This is a genomic window from Bacillus sp. FSL R5-0422 (genome assembly GCF_038610765.1).
Taxonomy (GTDB): domain Bacteria; phylum Bacillota; class Bacilli; order Bacillales; family Bacillaceae; genus Bacillus; species Bacillus pumilus_O.
In genome coordinates, this window is sequence record NZ_CP152014.1 from 1,804,252 (window position 1) to 1,821,836 (window position 17,585).

Annotated in this window: 13 protein-coding genes and 1 pseudogene; 4 read left to right on the forward strand and 10 right to left on the reverse strand. The window is 45.2% G+C overall.

From position 1 onward, the window contains the following. Nucleotides 1-103: 103 nt before the first annotated feature. Nucleotides 104-724: a GPR1/FUN34/YaaH family transporter gene (locus MKX52_RS09080; protein ID WP_012010200.1), complete on the forward strand. Its 621-nt coding sequence runs from the start codon at nucleotides 104-106 to the stop codon at nucleotides 722-724. A 38-nt stretch (nucleotides 725-762) separates the two neighbouring features. Here MKX52_RS09080 and MKX52_RS09085 read toward each other — a convergent pair whose 3' ends face one another. Next, nucleotides 763-1,782 (reverse strand): LLM class flavin-dependent oxidoreductase, encoded by a 1,020-nt coding sequence (locus MKX52_RS09085; protein ID WP_342491854.1) that lies wholly within the window; start codon nucleotides 1,780-1,782, stop codon nucleotides 763-765. A 183-nt stretch (nucleotides 1,783-1,965) separates the two neighbouring features. On the opposite strand from MKX52_RS09085, the gene MKX52_RS09090 reads away from it, so the two are divergent. Then, nucleotides 1,966-5,034: a hypothetical protein gene (locus tag MKX52_RS09090; RefSeq protein WP_342491855.1), complete on the forward strand. Its 3,069-nt coding sequence runs from the start codon at nucleotides 1,966-1,968 to the stop codon at nucleotides 5,032-5,034. 23 nt (nucleotides 5,035-5,057) lie between these two features. Beyond that, nucleotides 5,058-5,387, forward strand: coding sequence for a hypothetical protein (locus tag MKX52_RS09095; RefSeq protein ID WP_342491856.1), 330 nt, complete (start codon nucleotides 5,058-5,060; stop codon nucleotides 5,385-5,387). An 18-nt stretch (nucleotides 5,388-5,405) separates the two neighbouring features. On the opposite strand, the gene MKX52_RS09100 is transcribed toward MKX52_RS09095, so the two are convergent. Next, nucleotides 5,406-5,774: a hypothetical protein gene (locus MKX52_RS09100; RefSeq protein WP_342491884.1), complete on the reverse strand. Its 369-nt coding sequence runs from the start codon at nucleotides 5,772-5,774 to the stop codon at nucleotides 5,406-5,408. 96 nt (nucleotides 5,775-5,870) lie between these two features. Between MKX52_RS09100 and MKX52_RS09105 the strand changes: the two are divergent. After that, nucleotides 5,871-7,379, forward strand: a pseudogene (locus MKX52_RS09105) (hypothetical protein); the annotation flags it as partial. Between the two features lie 19 nt (nucleotides 7,380-7,398). Here the strand turns inward: MKX52_RS09105 and MKX52_RS09110 are convergent. From MKX52_RS09110 to gltD, 8 genes are all read right to left on the reverse strand, one after another. Next, nucleotides 7,399-7,959 carry a CatB-related O-acetyltransferase gene (locus tag MKX52_RS09110; protein WP_012010203.1) on the reverse strand — a complete coding sequence of 187 codons (561 nt, stop codon included), beginning with the start codon at nucleotides 7,957-7,959 and terminating at the stop codon, nucleotides 7,399-7,401. Between the two features lie 64 nt (nucleotides 7,960-8,023). Then, nucleotides 8,024-9,391 (reverse strand): MATE family efflux transporter, encoded by a 1,368-nt coding sequence (locus MKX52_RS09115; protein ID WP_012010204.1) that lies wholly within the window; start codon nucleotides 9,389-9,391, stop codon nucleotides 8,024-8,026. Nucleotides 9,392-9,410: 19 nt separating this feature from the next. After that, the gene (gene dacB, locus MKX52_RS09120; RefSeq protein ID WP_342491857.1) at nucleotides 9,411-10,895 is read right to left on the reverse strand and encodes a D-alanyl-D-alanine carboxypeptidase/D-alanyl-D-alanine-endopeptidase; all 1,485 of its coding nucleotides are present in this window, start codon (nucleotides 10,893-10,895) and stop codon (nucleotides 9,411-9,413) included. Nucleotides 10,896-11,022: 127 nt separating this feature from the next. Beyond that, on the reverse strand, nucleotides 11,023-12,003 hold the full coding sequence (locus tag MKX52_RS09125; RefSeq protein ID WP_342491858.1) for a pectinesterase family protein: 981 nt from the start codon (nucleotides 12,001-12,003) through the stop codon (nucleotides 11,023-11,025). A gap of 97 nt (nucleotides 12,004-12,100) precedes the next feature. After that, entirely contained in the window at nucleotides 12,101-12,796 is a 696-nt protein-coding gene (locus tag MKX52_RS09130; protein ID WP_342491859.1) for a DUF421 domain-containing protein, read from the reverse strand. Nucleotides 12,797-12,862: 66 nt separating this feature from the next. Continuing rightward, nucleotides 12,863-13,186, reverse strand: a complete 324-nt coding sequence (nirD, locus tag MKX52_RS09135; protein WP_144523273.1) for a nitrite reductase small subunit NirD — start codon at nucleotides 13,184-13,186, stop codon at nucleotides 12,863-12,865. Nucleotides 13,187-13,200: 14 nt separating this feature from the next. Next, nucleotides 13,201-15,621 carry a nitrite reductase large subunit NirB gene (gene nirB / locus MKX52_RS09140; RefSeq protein WP_342491860.1) on the reverse strand — a complete coding sequence of 807 codons (2,421 nt, stop codon included), beginning with the start codon at nucleotides 15,619-15,621 and terminating at the stop codon, nucleotides 13,201-13,203. Between the two features lie 471 nt (nucleotides 15,622-16,092). Beyond that, entirely contained in the window at nucleotides 16,093-17,577 is a 1,485-nt protein-coding gene (gene gltD, locus MKX52_RS09145) for a glutamate synthase small subunit (RefSeq protein ID WP_342491861.1), read from the reverse strand. Nucleotides 17,578-17,585: the final 8 nt, after the last annotated feature.

Consider the following 17,585-nt stretch of genomic DNA (forward strand, 5'->3'; position numbering starts at 1 on the left):
TATAGATTTATTTGGAAGACGTTGCAAGTGTCTACTAAAAAAGAGCTTGACGTTTCGGTCTAATTCGAGTATCTTTTGTAAGTGCAAATTGTAGGAGGTCATTATGGAAAAACAGAATGTTCAAGCTTATCGATTATCAATTGCAGACCCAACACCACTTGGTTTGTTTGGTTTAGCAATGGTGACGCTCGTTGCGTCCTCACAAAAACTAGGAATTACAGATGGCACTTCCCTTATTTTACCTTGGGCTATCTTCCTTGGAGGCATTGCGCAACTGATCGCGTCCATACAAGATTCAAAGCATCATAATATTTTTGGAGCCACTGCCTTTGGCGCATTCGGTCTCTTTTGGATGGGCGTTGGAACGACTTGGCTCATTCAAGCGGGCGTTTTTGGGAAAACGCTTGCGGAAGCAGCAGATCCAAAACAACTAGGTTTTGCGTTTATCGGGTATTTAATTTTCAGCTTGTTTATGACGATTGGTGCAATGGAAACTCATAAAGTATTATTTTTGATTTTCGTCTTTATTGATTTCTTATTCCTTGGTCTTTCCCTAAGCTCGTTTGGTGTGATGTACGACGTAACTCATACCATTGCCGGTATTGCAGAATTGATCATTTCTCTGCTTTCATTTTATGGTTCAGCAGCAGTTGTGCTCAATACTCATTTTGGTCGTACTGTGCTACCAATTGGACAACCATTTCGTATTTTTACAAAAGCATAAGTAAAAAAAGAACTGCTTTTTGCAGTTCTTTTTTATGTTTATTTTTCTTGCGCCTCTTGGAAAATCTCGCCGATAATTTCATATGAACGCATTCTTTCTTGATGATCAAACATATCCGAATTAATCATCACTTCGTCTGCTTGAGTGGCTTCAACAAAGGCTTCCAATTCTCTTTTCACCTTTTCCTTATCTCCGATCATTGTCGAACTTAATTGTTCATCCACCATCGCTTTTTCATATGGACTCCAAAGACCGTCCATACTGTCGACAGGCGCTTTGAGTTTTCCTGGGGAATTTCGAATGAGACTTAAAAACCGCTGATAATGAGACGTTGCCAAATATTCAGCTCGCTCTGTTTGATCTGCAGCAAAAGCTGTCACCCCCACCATGGCATAAGGCTCTTTTAACACATCAGAAGCTCTAAATGACTGTCTATACAGCTCTAAAGCAGGAATTGTATTTTTAGGTGAAAAATGTGCCGCAAATGCAAATGGCAATCCAAGCTCTCCTGCAAGTCTTGCGCTAAATCCACTTGAACCAAGTAGCCAAATCGGAATGTCTAGTCCCTCTCCTGGAACGGCTCTTACATGTTTTTTGACCTGTCCGGTTGGTTTGAAATATTGCCGAAGTTCTTCTAGCTGCTCAGGGAAATCTTCTCCATTATGAAGATTACGTCTAAGTGCCCTTGCCGTTAACTGATCTGTCCCTGGTGCTCTGCCAAGACCTAAATCAATTCTCCCTGGATATAATGTCTCAAGTGTGCCGAATTGTTCAGCAATAACAAGTGAAGAGTGGTTTGGCAGCATAATTCCGCCAGATCCTACTCGCATTTTTTCGGTTCCGCCAGCAATATACCCTATTAAAACGGACGTTGCTGAACTTGCAACACCTTCCATATTATGGTGTTCTGCGAGCCAGTATCTATGATAACCCCACTTCTCCGCCTTTTTTGCTAAATCCATACTATGTTCAAAAGATTCCTTAATGGTACCGCCTTCTGTCACAGAGGATAAATTTAAAACGGAATAAGCTGTGCGCTTTAAAACTGATTGACTCATAAATGATGTCCCCATTTCTGTCAAAAATCATACTAGTTTCATACTTTCAACACCATAACATAAAATCATAAAACATTTAAATGATTTGATTCGATGATTTTCGAAATGATGATTTTCTAGGTTTTACTTCCAATTTGAAAATTTGCTCATAGAATGAAATATCAATTTTAGGAGATGGGCAATTTGTACAATCAATTCGATCACAAATGTCCCTTTTGCGGTAAATATCATGAGGAGCCTCATTACAAAAGATCACGTCATGACCGTCCTCAAAGAAGAGACTGTCCATATATCAAACAAGAACATTCAAAACAAAACAGACCTCAAGGGGATGTCTCCTGTGCAAAAGGAGAAAAACAACCAAAAATAATTCAAAGGGTTGGACGAAGAGGCCCAGCAGGTCCCGCAGGGCCTACCGGACCAACCGGACCTGCTGGCGGATTAACCGGCGCCCTCTCATTTAACCCCTCACAATCACAAGATTACGAGGCTGGTCAAGTCGTTACGTTTAATGGCAGTACTTATATTGCCAAGATAGATGCTCCATTAGGGATTCCCGGGCTCTCCCCCGACTATAAACTCTTGGCAGCTTCTGGAGAAACTGGACCTACTGGTCCTACAGGGATAGGATTAAGTGGTATTGAAGAATATGATCCAGCAAGAGCATCAACATATTCAATCGGTCAAGTGGTCACTTATGAAGGTGGTACGTATATTGTGGACTCTGCTCCACCTTTAGGTACGCCAGATACGTCACCGGACTATACGCTTTTGGCAGCACCTGGTGTTTCAGGTTCTACTGGAGTTACAGGAATCACTGGGGCAACCGGACCTACTGGCGTCACAGGTATCACTGGCTCAACCGGACCTACTGGTGACACAGGTATCACTGGGGCTACTGGGACTACTGGATCTACTGGTGCCACGGGAATCACTGGACCAACTGGTCCGACTGGTGCTACAGGAATCACTGGGGCAACCGGATCTACTGGTGCTACGGGTATCACTGGTTCAACTGGAGCTACTGGGGCAACGGGAATCACTGGGGCAACCGGATCTACTGGTGCTACGGGTATCACTGGACCAACTGGTCCGACTGGTGCTACAGGAATCACTGGGGCAACTGGTTCAACTGGAGCTACTGGTGCCACGGGAATCACTGGTTCAACTGGAGCTACTGGTGCCACGGGAATCACTGGTTCAACTGGAGCTACTGGGGCCACAGGTATCACAGGTGCAACCGGACCTACTGGCGCTACAGGTATCACTGGTTCAACTGGAGCTACTGGGGCCACAGGTATCACAGGTGCAACCGGAGCTACGGGCGTCACAGGTATCACAGGTGCAACCGGACCTACTGGCGCTACAGGTATCACTGGTTCAACTGGATCTACTGGTGCCACGGGAATCACTGGGGCTACCGGATCTACTGGAGCGACTGGGATCACTGGGGCTACCGGATCTACTGGTGCTACGGGTATCACTGGCTCAACCGGATCTACTGGCGCTACAGGTATCACTGGTTCAACTGGAACTACTGGTGCCACGGGAATCACTGGGGCAACCGGATCTACTGGAGCGACTGGGATCACTGGGGCTACCGGACCTACTGGTGCTACGGGTAGCACTGGACCAACTGGTCCGACTGGTGCTACAGGAATCACTGGGGCAACCGGACCTACTGGCGTCACAGGTATCACTGGATCAATTGGACCTACTGGCGCTACAGGTATCACTGGATCAACCGGACCTACTGGCGTCACAGGTATCACTGGGGCTACCGGTCCTACTGGTGCGACTGGAATCACTGGTGCAACTGGTCCTACTGGATCTACTGGGGCCACAGGTATCACTGGGGCTACCGGAGCTACTGGTGACACAGGTATCACTGGGGCAACCGGTCCTACTGGTGCGACTGGAATCACTGGTTCTACAGGAATCACTGGTTCAACTGGAATCACTGGTGCAACTGGTCCTACTGGATCTACTGGGGCCACAGGTATCACAGGTGCAACCGGACCTACTGGCGCTACAGGTATCACTGGTTCAACTGGATCTACTGGGGCCACAGGTATCACTGGTGCAACCGGTCCTACTGGGGCCACAGGTATCACTGGTGCAACTGGTTCAATTGGTCCTACTGGTGCCACGGGTATCACTGGACCAACTGGTCCTACTGGTGCGACTGGTATCACTGGTTCAACTGGATCTACTGGGGCCACAGGTATCACTGGTGCAACCGGTCCTACTGGGGCCACAGGTATCACTGGTGCAACTGGTTCAACTGGTCCTACTGGTGCCACAGGTATCACTGGTGCAACCGGACCTACTGGCGCTACAGGTATCACTGGGGCTACCGGACCTACTGGTGCCACAGGTATCACTGGGGAAACCGGAGCTACGGGCGTCACAGGAATCACTGGGGCTACCGGACCTACTGGCGCTACAGGTATCACTGGTTCAACTGGAGCGACTGGTGCCACAGGTATCACTGGTTCAACTGGAGCGACTGGTGCCACAGGTATCACTGGTTCAACTGGAGCGACTGGTACCACAGGTATCACTGGGGAAACCGGTCCTACTGGTGCCACGGGTATCACTGGTTCAACTGGAGCGACTGGTGCCACAGGTATCACAGGTGCAACCGGACCTACTGGCGCTACAGGTATCACTGGGGCTACCGGACCTACTGGTGCCACAGGTATCATCACCGGAGGTGCAACACTGGACCGGACCTACTGGCGCTACAGGTATCACTGGGGCTACCGGACCTACTGGCGTCACAGGTATCACTGGTTCAACTGGAGCTACTGGGGCCACAGGTATCACTGGTTCAACTGGAGCTACTGGGGCTACAGGTATCACTGGACCAACTGGTCCGACTGGTGCTACAGGAATCACTGGGGCAACCGGATCTACTGGTGCTACGGGTATCACTGGACCAACTGGTCCGACTGGTGCTACAGGAATCACTGGGGCAACTGGTTCAACTGGTACGGGTATCACTGGTTCAACTGGAGCTACTGGACCAACTGGTCCGCTACAGGAATCACTGGTAACCGGACACTGGTTCAACTGGAGCGACTGGTGCCACGGGACTGGACCTACTGGCGCTACAGGTATCACTGGTTCAACTGGAGCTACGGGCGTCACAGGTATCACTGGATCAACCGGACTGGACCGTCACAGGTATCACTGGTCAACGGACTACTGGTGCTACAGGTATCACTGGTTCAACTGGGGCACGGGTAGCACTGGATCAACTGGTCCGACTGGTGCTACAGGAATCACTGGACCAACCGGTCCGACTGGTCACTGGGGCTACAGGAATCACTGGGGCAACTGGTTCACAGGTGCTACGCTACAGGCGGTTCAACTATCACTGGTTCAACTGGAGCTACTGGGGCCACAGGTATCACTGGGGCAACCGGAGCTACTGGTGCAACTGGTCCTACTGGCGCTACAGGTATCACTGGACAACTGGAACTGGTCCGGTATCACTGGTGCTACAGGTATCACTGGGGAAACCGGGCGCTACAGGTATCACTGGTTCAACTGGAGCGGGCGTCACAGGTATCACTGGATCAACCGGACCTACAGGCTAATCACTGGTTCAACTGGATCTACTGGACCTCACTGGCAACCGGACCTACTGGCGCTACTATCACTGGTTCAACTGGAGCTACGGGCGTCACAGGTATCACTGGATCAACCGGACCTACTGGCGCTACAGGTATCACTGGTGCTACCGGACCTACTGGCGTCACAGGTATCACTGGTTCAACTGGAGCTACTGGGGCCACAGGTATCACTGGTTCAACTGGAGCTACTGGGGCTACAGGTATCACTGGATCAACTGGACCTACTGGCGCTACAGGTATCACTGGTGCAACTGGACCTACTGGCGCTACAGGTATCACTGGTTCAACTGGAGCTACTGGTGCCACAGGTATCACTGGGGAAACCGGAGCTACGGGCGTCACAGGAATCACTGGACCAACCGGACCTACTGGCGCTACAGGTATCACTGGTTCAACCGGAGCTACGGGCGTCACAGGTATCACTGGATCAACCGGACCTACTGGCCTACAGGTATCACTGGTTCAACCGGAGCTACGGGCGTCACAGGAATCACAGGACAACCGGACCTACTGGCGCTACAGGTATCACTGGATCAACTGGACCTACTGGCGCGTCACAGGAATCACTGGATCAACCGGACCTACTGGCGCTACAGGTATCACTGGTGCAATCGGACCTACTGGCGCACAGGTATCACTGGGATCTGGCGCTACAGGTATCACTGGATCAACCGTTCTACTGGTGGTGCCACAGGTATCACTGGGGAAACCGGAGCTACGGGCGTCACAGGAATCACAGGTGCAACCGGACCTACTGGCGCTACAGGTATCACTGGTTCAACCGGAGCTACGGGCGTCACAGGAATCACAGGTGCAACCGGACCTACTGGCGCTACAGGTATCACTGGTTCAACTGGAGCTACTGGTGCCACAGGTATCACTGGGGCTACCGGACCTACTGGCGCTACAGGTATCACTGGTTCAACTGGATCTACTGGAGCGACTGGAATCACAGGTGCAACCGGACCTACTGGCGCTACAGGTATCACTGGTTCAACTGGAGCTACGGGCGTCACAGGTATCACTGGATCAACCGGACCTACTGGCGCTACAGGTATCACTGGTTCAACTGGAGCTACTGGCGCTACCGGAATCACTGGTTCAACCGGACCTACTGGAGCGACTGGGATCACTGGTTCTACTGGTGCCACAGGTATCACAGGTGCAACAGGAGCTACGGGCGTCACAGGTATCACTGGTTCAACTGGATCTACTGGTGCCACAGGAACCACTGGTTCAACTGGTTCAACTGGATCTACTGGCGCCACGGGAGTCACTGGGGCTACCGGTCCTACTGGCGCTACAGGAATTACTGGTGCAACTGGTTCAACTGGATCTACTGGCGCCACGGGAATCACTGGGGCTACCGGTCCTACTGGCGCTACAGGAATTACTGGTTCAACTGGTCCTACTGGACCTACTGGCGTTACAGGAGATACCGGAATCACTGGTTCAACCGGACTTACTGGAGCTACGGGAATCACTGGACCAACCGGACCTACTGGAGTCACAGGTGTTACTGGAGCTACTGGAACAGGTGGTTTTACGGATACAGCACTTTATGCTGCTAATAGTTCTGGTCCTACCATTGTTACTGTAGCCGGTGGAACGAATATTCCTCTGCCAAACTTTCAAAACATTACTGGTTTTACGGCAAACGGCACAAGTACTGTTTTTACCGTTCTGCAAACTGGTAAATATTATATTACGTATCAAGTCAACACCACTACAGCTCTTTTGATTAGTACACGTTTGCTTTTAAATGGAGCAACTACTATTTCTGGTTCTGTTCAATCACCTGTTATCTCAACTTCATTTATCAACAACACTGTTATTGTTAATTTAACAGCTGGAAGCACCATTTCACTGCAGTTTTTTGGGGCAGTTGTCACAGCTATTTTAGTTGGAGGAGGCGGTGCTGCAGGTGCTACCTTGACCATCATTCGGCTTAGCTAAACGAAAAAAGAAAGGCTATTCAGCCTTTCTTTTTTATGTCTCCTATGACTTTTATACATTGTTCAATATCATCAGATTGTAAGAGGTGAAAAATAGATTGGATGATGGTAAACTCTAAATTCCACCATTCTAATAACTGAAGTTTTTCAATTGTTTCAGATGAAAATCGGTATTTCATGAGCTTTTGCGGATTACCTGCAGCTATGGCATATGACGGCACATCTTTTGTGATCACACTATTTGCTCCAATTACTGCACCGTTTCCTATACATACTCCTGACATAATCGTCGCTCCATATCCAATCCACACGTCGTGTCCTATTTGCACATCTCCTTTTGATTTGGGATGTCCTTTGATGTGGGCAGCTTCTTTGAAAATTTGATTAAACGGATACGTTGTGACCCAATCTGTCCGGTGTTCACCACCAAGAAAAATTTTCACTTCGTTTGCAATGGAACAAAACTTTCCAATGGTTAGTGTCGTTCCTTCCCCCCATGTCAGCACTTGGAAATCTGGTCCAGCATAAGAAAAATCACCGATATTGTACGAGCTCAGTTCACTTCTTTGATTCAGAAACATAGAAGATCACACCTCCTGAAAAGTGATAAATCTTCGTATGTATATGCTGTTTCACACGTTTACATTATGACTGCACAAGCGCAACAATCTGTTTTTTCTTCCAGACCAGCTGATAGTAGCCATATTGAAGGAGTAAGTTCACAAAGAAAGCCGCAGGGTAGCCAATCCATATGCCCTTGATACCAAGGGATGTGTAGTGCGATAACACATAAGCAACTGGTACTTCTACAAGCCAGATGGAGCAAATACTAAAGATCGTTGGCCATAAAACTGTTCCACTTGCTCTCATCGTGGCAGCAACAATTTGGGCTGTTCCAAAAATAAGATAACTCCATAATGTAATGACGACTAAGCTATAGGCAATGTCAATCGTCTTAGAATCTGTTAAAAAGATAGATAAAATCTGTGGTGCAAAGAGATAAACGATGATAATAATGAATCCGCCTATGGCGAAATTGAGCCCTAACCCGATTTTTATTACATCTTTCAAGCGGTTGATATTCCCTGCACCGATGAATTGAGCTGCAAAGATCGAGACTGCAATGCCGAGACTTACCGCCGGCATCTGCACATAGCTCACAACTTGATTGACAACGCCATATGCAGCAGTCGCCTGTGACCCATAATCATTGACGAAAGAAATAACGGCAATTTCTGATAAGGAAATGAGAATCATATTAATGCTTGATGGAATGCTAAGTTTTAATAATGTTTTTAGTAAATCCCCTTTCATCAATAAATGCTTTCTAACCGATGTATCAATGCGAAGCGGGTGCTTTGTCTTATATAAGTAGATATGTAGAATAGTAAACGTCACAATGGTTGAAATTACAGAAGCATACGCAGCGCCGTATAAACCGAACGCCGGCAGTCCGAGCCAGCCAAATAATAAAATTGGCAGCATTAAAATATTCGTTGCTGTACTAATCATTAAGAAATAAAAAGGTGTTTTCGAATCCCCAGTTCCTCGCAGGAAGGTTGTGTAAACAAAATAAAGAAATAAGATGGGCATTGAGATGAATAGAATTCTGGCATAAGCCGCACTTTCTTCCACGATATTCGCAGGTGTCCCCATGAGGTTTAAGATGTCCGTGGCGAAAAAACCTCCAATGATTGCTAAAGAAAGACCGATCAAAAAAGTGAATGAAAGCGTCGTGCCGATAATTTCCTTTAATCTCTGTTCATTTTTTGCTCCATACGCTTGTCCGATCAGGATTGAACTACCCGATCCAATACCAATGGAAAAAGAAACGAGTAAAAAGAAAAGCGGAAAGAATGCAGAAATGGCAGCTACTGCATCCTCTCCGATCCATCTGCCGACAAGAACGATGGATACAAGCTGTCCGATTGATTGCAAAATATTGCTAAGCAAAAGCGGGACGAGAAAAATGGACATGGTTTTTACTAAAGATTGATTGTTATCTAACGTCATGATGGTTCTCCTTCTCTATCTAAAGATTCTCAGCTAAAATGCTGACAATGTGGTCTTCTATCTCTTTCCCCTTTTCGTCATCAACAAGATGATTTAATAAAATGGAAAAGGCGACTGTCTTTCCGCTCTTTGTGTCAATGTATCCAGAAAGTGTACTGACTGTAGTTAATGAGCCTGTTTTTGCACGTACTTTTTCTAGTGTAGCAGGTTCTTTTAATCTGTTCCTTAACGTCCCTCCGACCATTCGTTCACTTGCCCCTGCTAACGGAAGCGCATGTTCAAAGGTCTTAAACCACTTTTCCTTTTGAATATTTGCTAAAAATAATGTGAACTGATTGGCAGAAACAAGGTTAATAGGTGATATGCCCGACCCATCTCGCAAAACTGTAAGAGAAGAATCGATGTCAAAGGCAGGAAGCCGTTCATTCATGACATCTAGTCCAGCTTCAAAGCTCCCTTTGTTCTTCACTTTCTTACCTAGCTCCTTTAGCAAAATTTCTGCATGGGTATTGTTGCTGAGTTTCATCATGGGAACAAGAAGCTCTGATAAAGGCATAGATGAATGGGTGGCAATTTTCTTCGCTTTTTTAGGAACTTGTTTTGTTTTCAGTGGTCCCTTTACTTGAATCCCTTCCGCCTTTAACGCTCGTTTCATTAAATCTAACGCATAAGAGGTTGGTTCCCATAACGCTACCCATTGCCTAGATACACTCGCTTTCACTGGAATAGTTCCAGTCAAAGTGATCTTGTTGGTTCCGTGAGAGCGCTTAAAAGAAATTTTCTTTTTCCCGCCTTCTGGTACGGTTTTTACTTGATTAATGACTTGGGGAACAGAAGTCTTCGGAATCATGTCATAGGTTGCTTTTTGCCCTGCCTTTTTGCCTGGCTTAACTTCAAGAATCACTGTTCCGGCATCATAATCTTGATTCGGTGAAGCTGTGAGAGCAGAGATTTGTGCACCGTAATATTGATCCTCATCACTCCAAGGTAAATCAATCGAATATCTTGTGTCATCATACCATGTATCGTCTGCCGCAAGCTGTCCGCGAATCGTATGTATTCCGGCCTTTTTCACTTGTTTGGCAAGTGCTGCAAAATCCTCTTCTAATAAAGTCGGATCTCCGGTACCGCGAAGATACAGGCTTCCATGTAACGTTTTCTTTTGAATAGATCCATCCATCCAGATGTCTGTAGGGAATGTGTGTGTTTCTCCAAGTATATCAAGGGCGATGGCTGATGTGAGCAGTTTCATATTAGAAGCAGGAGTAAGGCGAATATCGGCTTGATGTTCATAAAGAAGAGAGGAGTCAGAAGTATCACGGACGCTTATGCCTGAGATTGCGCCCTCTAAATCAGGTGCTTTTCGAATGAATTCATCTAAAGTGGTCATCCACGACAGTGAGCCGTTACGAGCTGTCAGTTGCTCATCTTTTGCTGAAAATGGGAGAAATAAAATCGACAGAATGCATATTTGTAAAAACAAGAGCTGTGAAAAACGCTTCACGGAATCCCTCCTTTTTTGTCTCAGCCAATTCTAGAAGAATATGTTCATTATACACAAAAGAACGTTTGTTCTCAAAGGTTTTTTAAACAGAAAAGTCAGCTTTCTTTGACGAAAACTGACAAGCCCTTTACCTTTTTTCTGGATTCCAGCCATCGGCTCCGCCAAGAACAGCTTGCACGGTGATTTGACTTGCTTCGTTTTTCGTTAAAATGCTGGACCATTTTACGCGGTTTGTCAAATTGCTTCCTGCCCCTGTCGATCCGTATTCTTTATATCTTGCTGTTCTTTCGTTATCACGGTTATCCCAGTTATGCCAGCCCTCTGCCTTTATATGATGATCCATCTTTGTATTGAGGAATGTCACAGCAGAATGAGGCCGCCACGGACGTCCTAAATAAACCGATTGAGCAGCAGCCGTCCCCTTTTGCAGCGTAGAATCAATCAATACATACCCATATTTTTGAGATTCTGTTGTGGATGCTGCAGTAATATACCCATTTCCAAGACTTTTTATTTCAGCTCTTTTAAACACGGCTGTAGCTGATCCAAAAATAAAATCGACCGTACCTTCAATATAGCAGTTTTCATAATATTGCCGGCCTGTACCCGTTGCATAAAGTGTATCTTGATATCCTAAGACACGTATTTGTTTGAACATAGCCCGGTCACCAGAAACGTACAGTGCAACCGCCTGACCAGCATATCTGCCCGCCGTATTTTGAAAGGTAATATTTTCCGCATAAAAGTCGTTCGCACGAATCATTGTGCTTGAACTATTTGTTGTGCTACCAGTACTTGCATTTGTATCATTATAGGTCAGAATCGTCTTATGTTGGTCTTCCCCGATCATGGACACGTAAGGTTTATTTTGCGGAAGCAGGATTTTCTCTTTATACACACCATTTTTAATATAGATCGTGACGCGCTGTTGATTATTTGCTGGAATCGCATCAATGGCAGACTGAACGGTTCGAAACGAGCCATTTCCCTTTTGATCGACCACAAGGACGCGATTTGTTTGATTCTGATGTCCGGTTGCTTGAAGTGAAGCAGAGTTTAATAGTAATAAAGACAAGGCGATCACAATCCATACCTTTCCATACTTCATCGTACATCTCCTCCTCTTTTTGTGAACGTTCTGAATCAAACATTCTTTTTGATCCTATTCATGACGGGCATAAAAAAACACCCACTTCTTCTTAATGTTAGGGGTGTTTTTTAGACTTTTCATATTTCATTGCATAAATCCCTTCATTTTCAATCCATTCACAAAATAGAACGTCTCGATAGGAGGAAATGTGCTGCTTTTTTAATTGCTCACTCAACCATGTTTCGTCAAAGCCAGCTTCTTGTAGATCATCTTTTAAAATTTCACCATCAATAATAAACGTTCTAGGCAATTTTACTTCCTTTCCCTTCACATTCACATCTTCTGCGGTTGCTGTTGCGTATTTCATTTTTGGAAGAACGCTCACCGATCCATCTGTTTCCAAAATAGCATATTCAATTTCATTCAAGGCAAAATGACCTTTCGCACGAATTAATGTCTGCAGCTGATTAAGATCAAGCATATTTTTCTTCAAGCGATTGTAGTGAATCTTACCTTGATCAATGACTAGTGTCGGTCTTCCTTCTAAAAAGGCCCTGATCCCTTTAAAGCGCTGTGAAAACCATTCAACTGTGTAGATGAGGACGCCCCATACCGCAACAGCAAATAAAATGTGCTGAATTTTGACTTCTGGGTCAAAAATGGCGTTTCCAACCATTTCGCCTAAAATGAGTGCAGAAATAAAATCAAATGGCGTGATTTGTGCAAATTGTGTTTTCCCTAATAATTTCGTAATAAAAAATAAGGCGAAAAACCCGATAAAGAGCTCAAGCAAAATACTAAGAAACGGCACGAAGATTCCTTCCTTTCTTGCTCTATTTACATACAGCATTTACATGAAAGGAAGGATCTAAACTAGTTATATAGGGAATAAAACAAAGACCTCGTTCCCCTCAACCAATGTTTCATATGTTTTAACGCATCCATGATCTGGTGCTTGAACGTTCCCTGACGAAAGATCGATTTTCCAATCATGCATTGGGCAGAACACATATTCTCCGCTTACCATTCCTTCAGCCAGAACACCGCCTTTATGAGGACAGCGGTTTTCAATCGCTTTGAACTGCTGTTGAGAGGTTTGAAAAACAGCTAATTCAAGAGTACCTGCTTCAACTGTTTTTCCTAGCTGCAGCGGAAAATCTGATAAGGTGCCAATGTGAACTTTTACAACTGAAACTGTCATATGATCTCATCCCTTCAATTTATTGATACAGAAGCCGTTGCTTTTTGAAATAATTGTTTCGTCGCTTTTTGACTCTCGCGAAGCTCCTGCCAAGGCTCTTCATACGTGGAAAGTGCGATGTCCATTCTTTGGATCAAGGCTTCTCGTTTCTCATCGTCTAGAAGTACAGATTGAATATGATCTAATCCAAGTCGTTCAACCCAAGCAGAGGTTCTTTCTAAATAATTAGCCGTTTCTCTGTAATATTGAAGATATGCAGCTGCCACTTGCTCTACTTCTTCAGCTGTACTGACCTTCATCAATAAATCTCCAGCCCGCAGATGCGTACCGCCATTACCGCCAGCGTACAATTCGAATCCTCCATCTATCCCCACAATGCCGAGGTCCTTAATACCAGATTCTGCACAGTTTCTAGGGCAAGCAGAGACAGCCAATTTGACTTTATGCGGTGTCGCAAGACCTTCGAATTTCTTTTCAAGTGCAATACCAAGCGCCATTGAGTCCTGTGTGCCGAACCGGCAAAATTGTTCGCCAACACACGTTTTGACCGTTCTTAAAGATTTTCCGTATGCATAACCAGAAGGCATATCCAAGTCCTCCCATACTTTAGGTAAATCTTCTTTTTTGACACCTAGAAGGTCAATACGCTGACCACCCGTCATTTTCACAAGCGGTATTTCATATTTGTCGACGACATCAGCTATTTTTCTCAGGTCATTTGCATTTGTGACGCCACCATACATCCGTGGAACAACCGAATAAGTGCCATCTTTTTGAATATTAGCATGCAAACGTTCATTCACATATCTTGAGCTCCTTTCATCTTTGTACTCAAGAGGTTGAAGCATGCCTAAATAGTAGTTCAGGGCAGGTCGGCATTTTGAACAGCCTTCTTCTGTCTCCCAATCAAGTACGCTCATGACTTCCTTGACATGCTGCAAGCCCTTCTCTTTGATTTCGTGAATGACTTCATCTCGTGAAAGAGTGGTGCAAGCGCAAATGGTTTCTTTTTGAGCTGTTCGGTTCGCACCATCGCCCAGCGTGTGCCAAAGAATCTCTTCAACTACGGGTTTACAGCCTCCGCATGATCGTGAGGCACTTGTACATTGCTTGACTTCCTGAAGCGTTGTTAAGCCTTCTTTTTGAATGGCTTCCACAATCTGACCCTTTGAGACCCCGTTACAGCCGCAAACGATATGGTCGTTTGACATACTTTCAATCGTGCTTTCTTGCGCCGGATCATTTGAGGTTAGAACAGACACCTTTTCCCTATCCGACATATCTATCCCTTCTCTAATGTACAAGAATAGGCGGGGCCCATCACTTGTTTCTCCAAACATGACGGCACCTACTAATCGATTTTGCTGGAAGACTAGTTTTTGGTAAATGCCTTTTTGCTCATCAAAAATTTTGATCGCTTTTTTCTCATCGTTTTCAATAAAATCACCGGCGGAAAATACGTCAACTCCTGACACTTTCAGCTGTGTTGACATCACAGAGCCTTTGTATGGGGCAGGGTTCATGTCACATATATGCCCAGCAAGCACATTCGCTTGGTCATATAAAGGAGCAACAAGACCGTACGTTTGTCCCCTGTGTTCTACACATTCTCCGACTGCATAAATGCCTGGTACACTTGTTTCCATGAAATCATTCACGATTATACCTTTGTTCACTTCAAGTCCACTTATTTCTGCAAGCATTTTACTTGGTTTAATTCCTACAGCCATGATGACGAGGTCTGTCTCAAGTGTTGAGCCATCTGAAAATGATAATCCTTCAACTCTTGTATCTCCTAAAATCTCAGTTGTCTTCTTTCCTAGTAAGAAGTTCATGCCCTGTTCCTCTAATGCTTTTTGGAGAAGCTGACCTGCAGTAGGGTCTAGCTGGCGTTCCATTAAATGGGGACAGAGGTGTATGACATTCACTTCCATGCCTAAGTTAAGTAGGCCGCGTGCTGCTTCCAGTCCAAGGAGCCCACCACCAATGACGGCTGCTTTTTTGTACTTGTGAGAGGCACTCACCATTTCCTCTGTATCTTGCAATGTCCGAAAGCCCGTCACACCTTTTTTATCACTTCCTGGAATCGGCAGGATAAACGGTAGTGAGCCTGTAGCTAAAATCAACCGGTCATAAGGCACGGTGCGTCCTTGATCACTGGTGACTGTTTGGTTTTCTGTATCGATCTTCACAATGGTTTCATTTGTAAAAAGCTGAATATCATGCGCCTCATACCAGTTCCAATCGTTTAGTGTAATATCTTCAACCTTCGTATCTCCTTGAAGCACCTTTGATAAAAGAATCCGGTTATAGTTAGGATGCGGTTCGCTTCCAAATACCGTCATCTCAAATCGTTCGCTGTCCATTTTTAAAATGTTTTCGATGCTCCGAATACCAGCCATACCGTTCCCCACTAATACGAGTCTTTCTTTCATGATAAAACACCCCTCAAGTGATCATTTTTAGAAAGTACCATCATTTAAACATAGATCTAAAATACACGTTTTAATTTCTCACATAGTCTGGTGGCTGTAGGATAGTTCCCTAGCCTCCTTTTTTCATGCTGTGTGACGACGGCAAGTTTTGCTCCACTATCATCATGTGAGCATTCATTTTTAAATCATTGTTCTGTTCATAGGTCATGCCAGAATAATCAGATTCTTCATATTACGGCTCACCATTTTTCTTCTCCGAGTGAAACAGCCGCATTTGTCTTCATATAGTTGCTAAAATACAAATGGATATGTTGCTCTTTTTAGCGTAACGCGCCCTTCTACGTTTGTCACGGTACCTTCAGCCTTTAAATATGACGAAGTAAGTAAAATTACATCTTCTGAATCATAAAAAGCCATGACCACTATTTGGTCATGGCTTTTCTTTATATGTGTAAACACCCTTTGTTTGACCTATTTTGGCAGAACCGAACTCCCCATTAAATACCGGTCTACCTCGTGCGCCACTTGTCTGCCTTCATTTATTGCCCAGACAATCAAGCTTTGCCCGCGTCTTGCATCTCCCGCTGCAAATACGCCTTCTACATTTGTTGTATACTCCCCATACTTTGCTTCAATGCGATTGTTTTTGCTGTCCACGCCAAAGTGTTTCACAAGTGGCTGTTCAGTTCCCTCAAAGCCAATTGCAATAAAGACTAGCTGAGCTGGCCATACTTTTTCTGTCCCTGGAATCTCATGAAATTCAAACTTCCCATGTTCGTTTTTCACCTTTTCCATTTGGATCGTATGAAGCTCTTTTAATTTTCCATTTTTATCTGCCACTATTTTTGTGGTTTGAATGGAATATTGACGCGGATCTTCCCCGAATTTCGCTTGAGCTTCTTCATAAGCATAATCGAGTGAGAAGACGTAAGGCTGTTCAGGCCACATGTTATCCCCTACACGTGTATCTGGAAGCTTCGGATGCTTCCCGAACTGAACAACACTTTTTGCTTTTTGGCGAAGGGCAGTTGCAACGCAATCTGCACCTGTATCTCCTCCGCCAATGACAATAACGTCTTTTCCTTTTGCATCAATAAAGTTTTTGTCTTTAAATCCTGAATCCAGCATGCTTTTTGTTGCGAGGGTTAAATAATCCATCGCAAGGTGAATCCCTTTAGCTTCACGGCCTTCAATCAACAGGTCACGCTGCTTTTGTGCACCTGTACAAAGGATGACCGCATCAAACTGTTCTTTCAGTTCATCGGCAGTGACATCTACGCCGATTTCTGTGTTTGTCACAAAGTCAATGCCTTCTTGTCTCAACAGTTTGACTCTTCGCTCCACGACTTCTTTGTCCAGCTTCATGTTTGGAATGCCGTATGTCAGCAGTCCGCCAAGGCGGTCAGACCGTTCAAACACGGTAACGGCATGACCTGCTTGGTTTAATTGATCCGCACTTGCAAGTCCTGCTGGTCCTGAGCCGACAATGGCAATTTTTTTGCCTGTACGGCTTGAAGGAATTCGCGGTGTGATCCAGCCATTTTCAAAGCCTTTTTCAATGATCGTGCGTTCGATATTTTTAATCGAAACAGCTGGATCATTGATAGCGACTGTACATGATCCTTCGCAAGGAGCTGGACATACTCTCCCAGTAAATTCAGGGAAATTATTTGTTTTTTGCAGTCTTTCGAGCGCTTCTTTCCATCTTCCGCGATACACAAGGTCATTCCATTCAGGAATTAAATTATAGATCGGGCAGCCTGACACACCACCTCTGATCTCCATCCCAATTTGACAAAACGGTGTGCCGCAATCCATACATCTGGCGCCCTGCTTCTTCAATACGTCATCTGTATAAGGAGCTGAATATTCTTTCCAGTCATTTTGACGAGTGAGAGGGTCACGTTCATTTGGCTTTTCTCTTTTATAATCCATAAAACCTGTTGCTTTGCCCATTGTCCTCT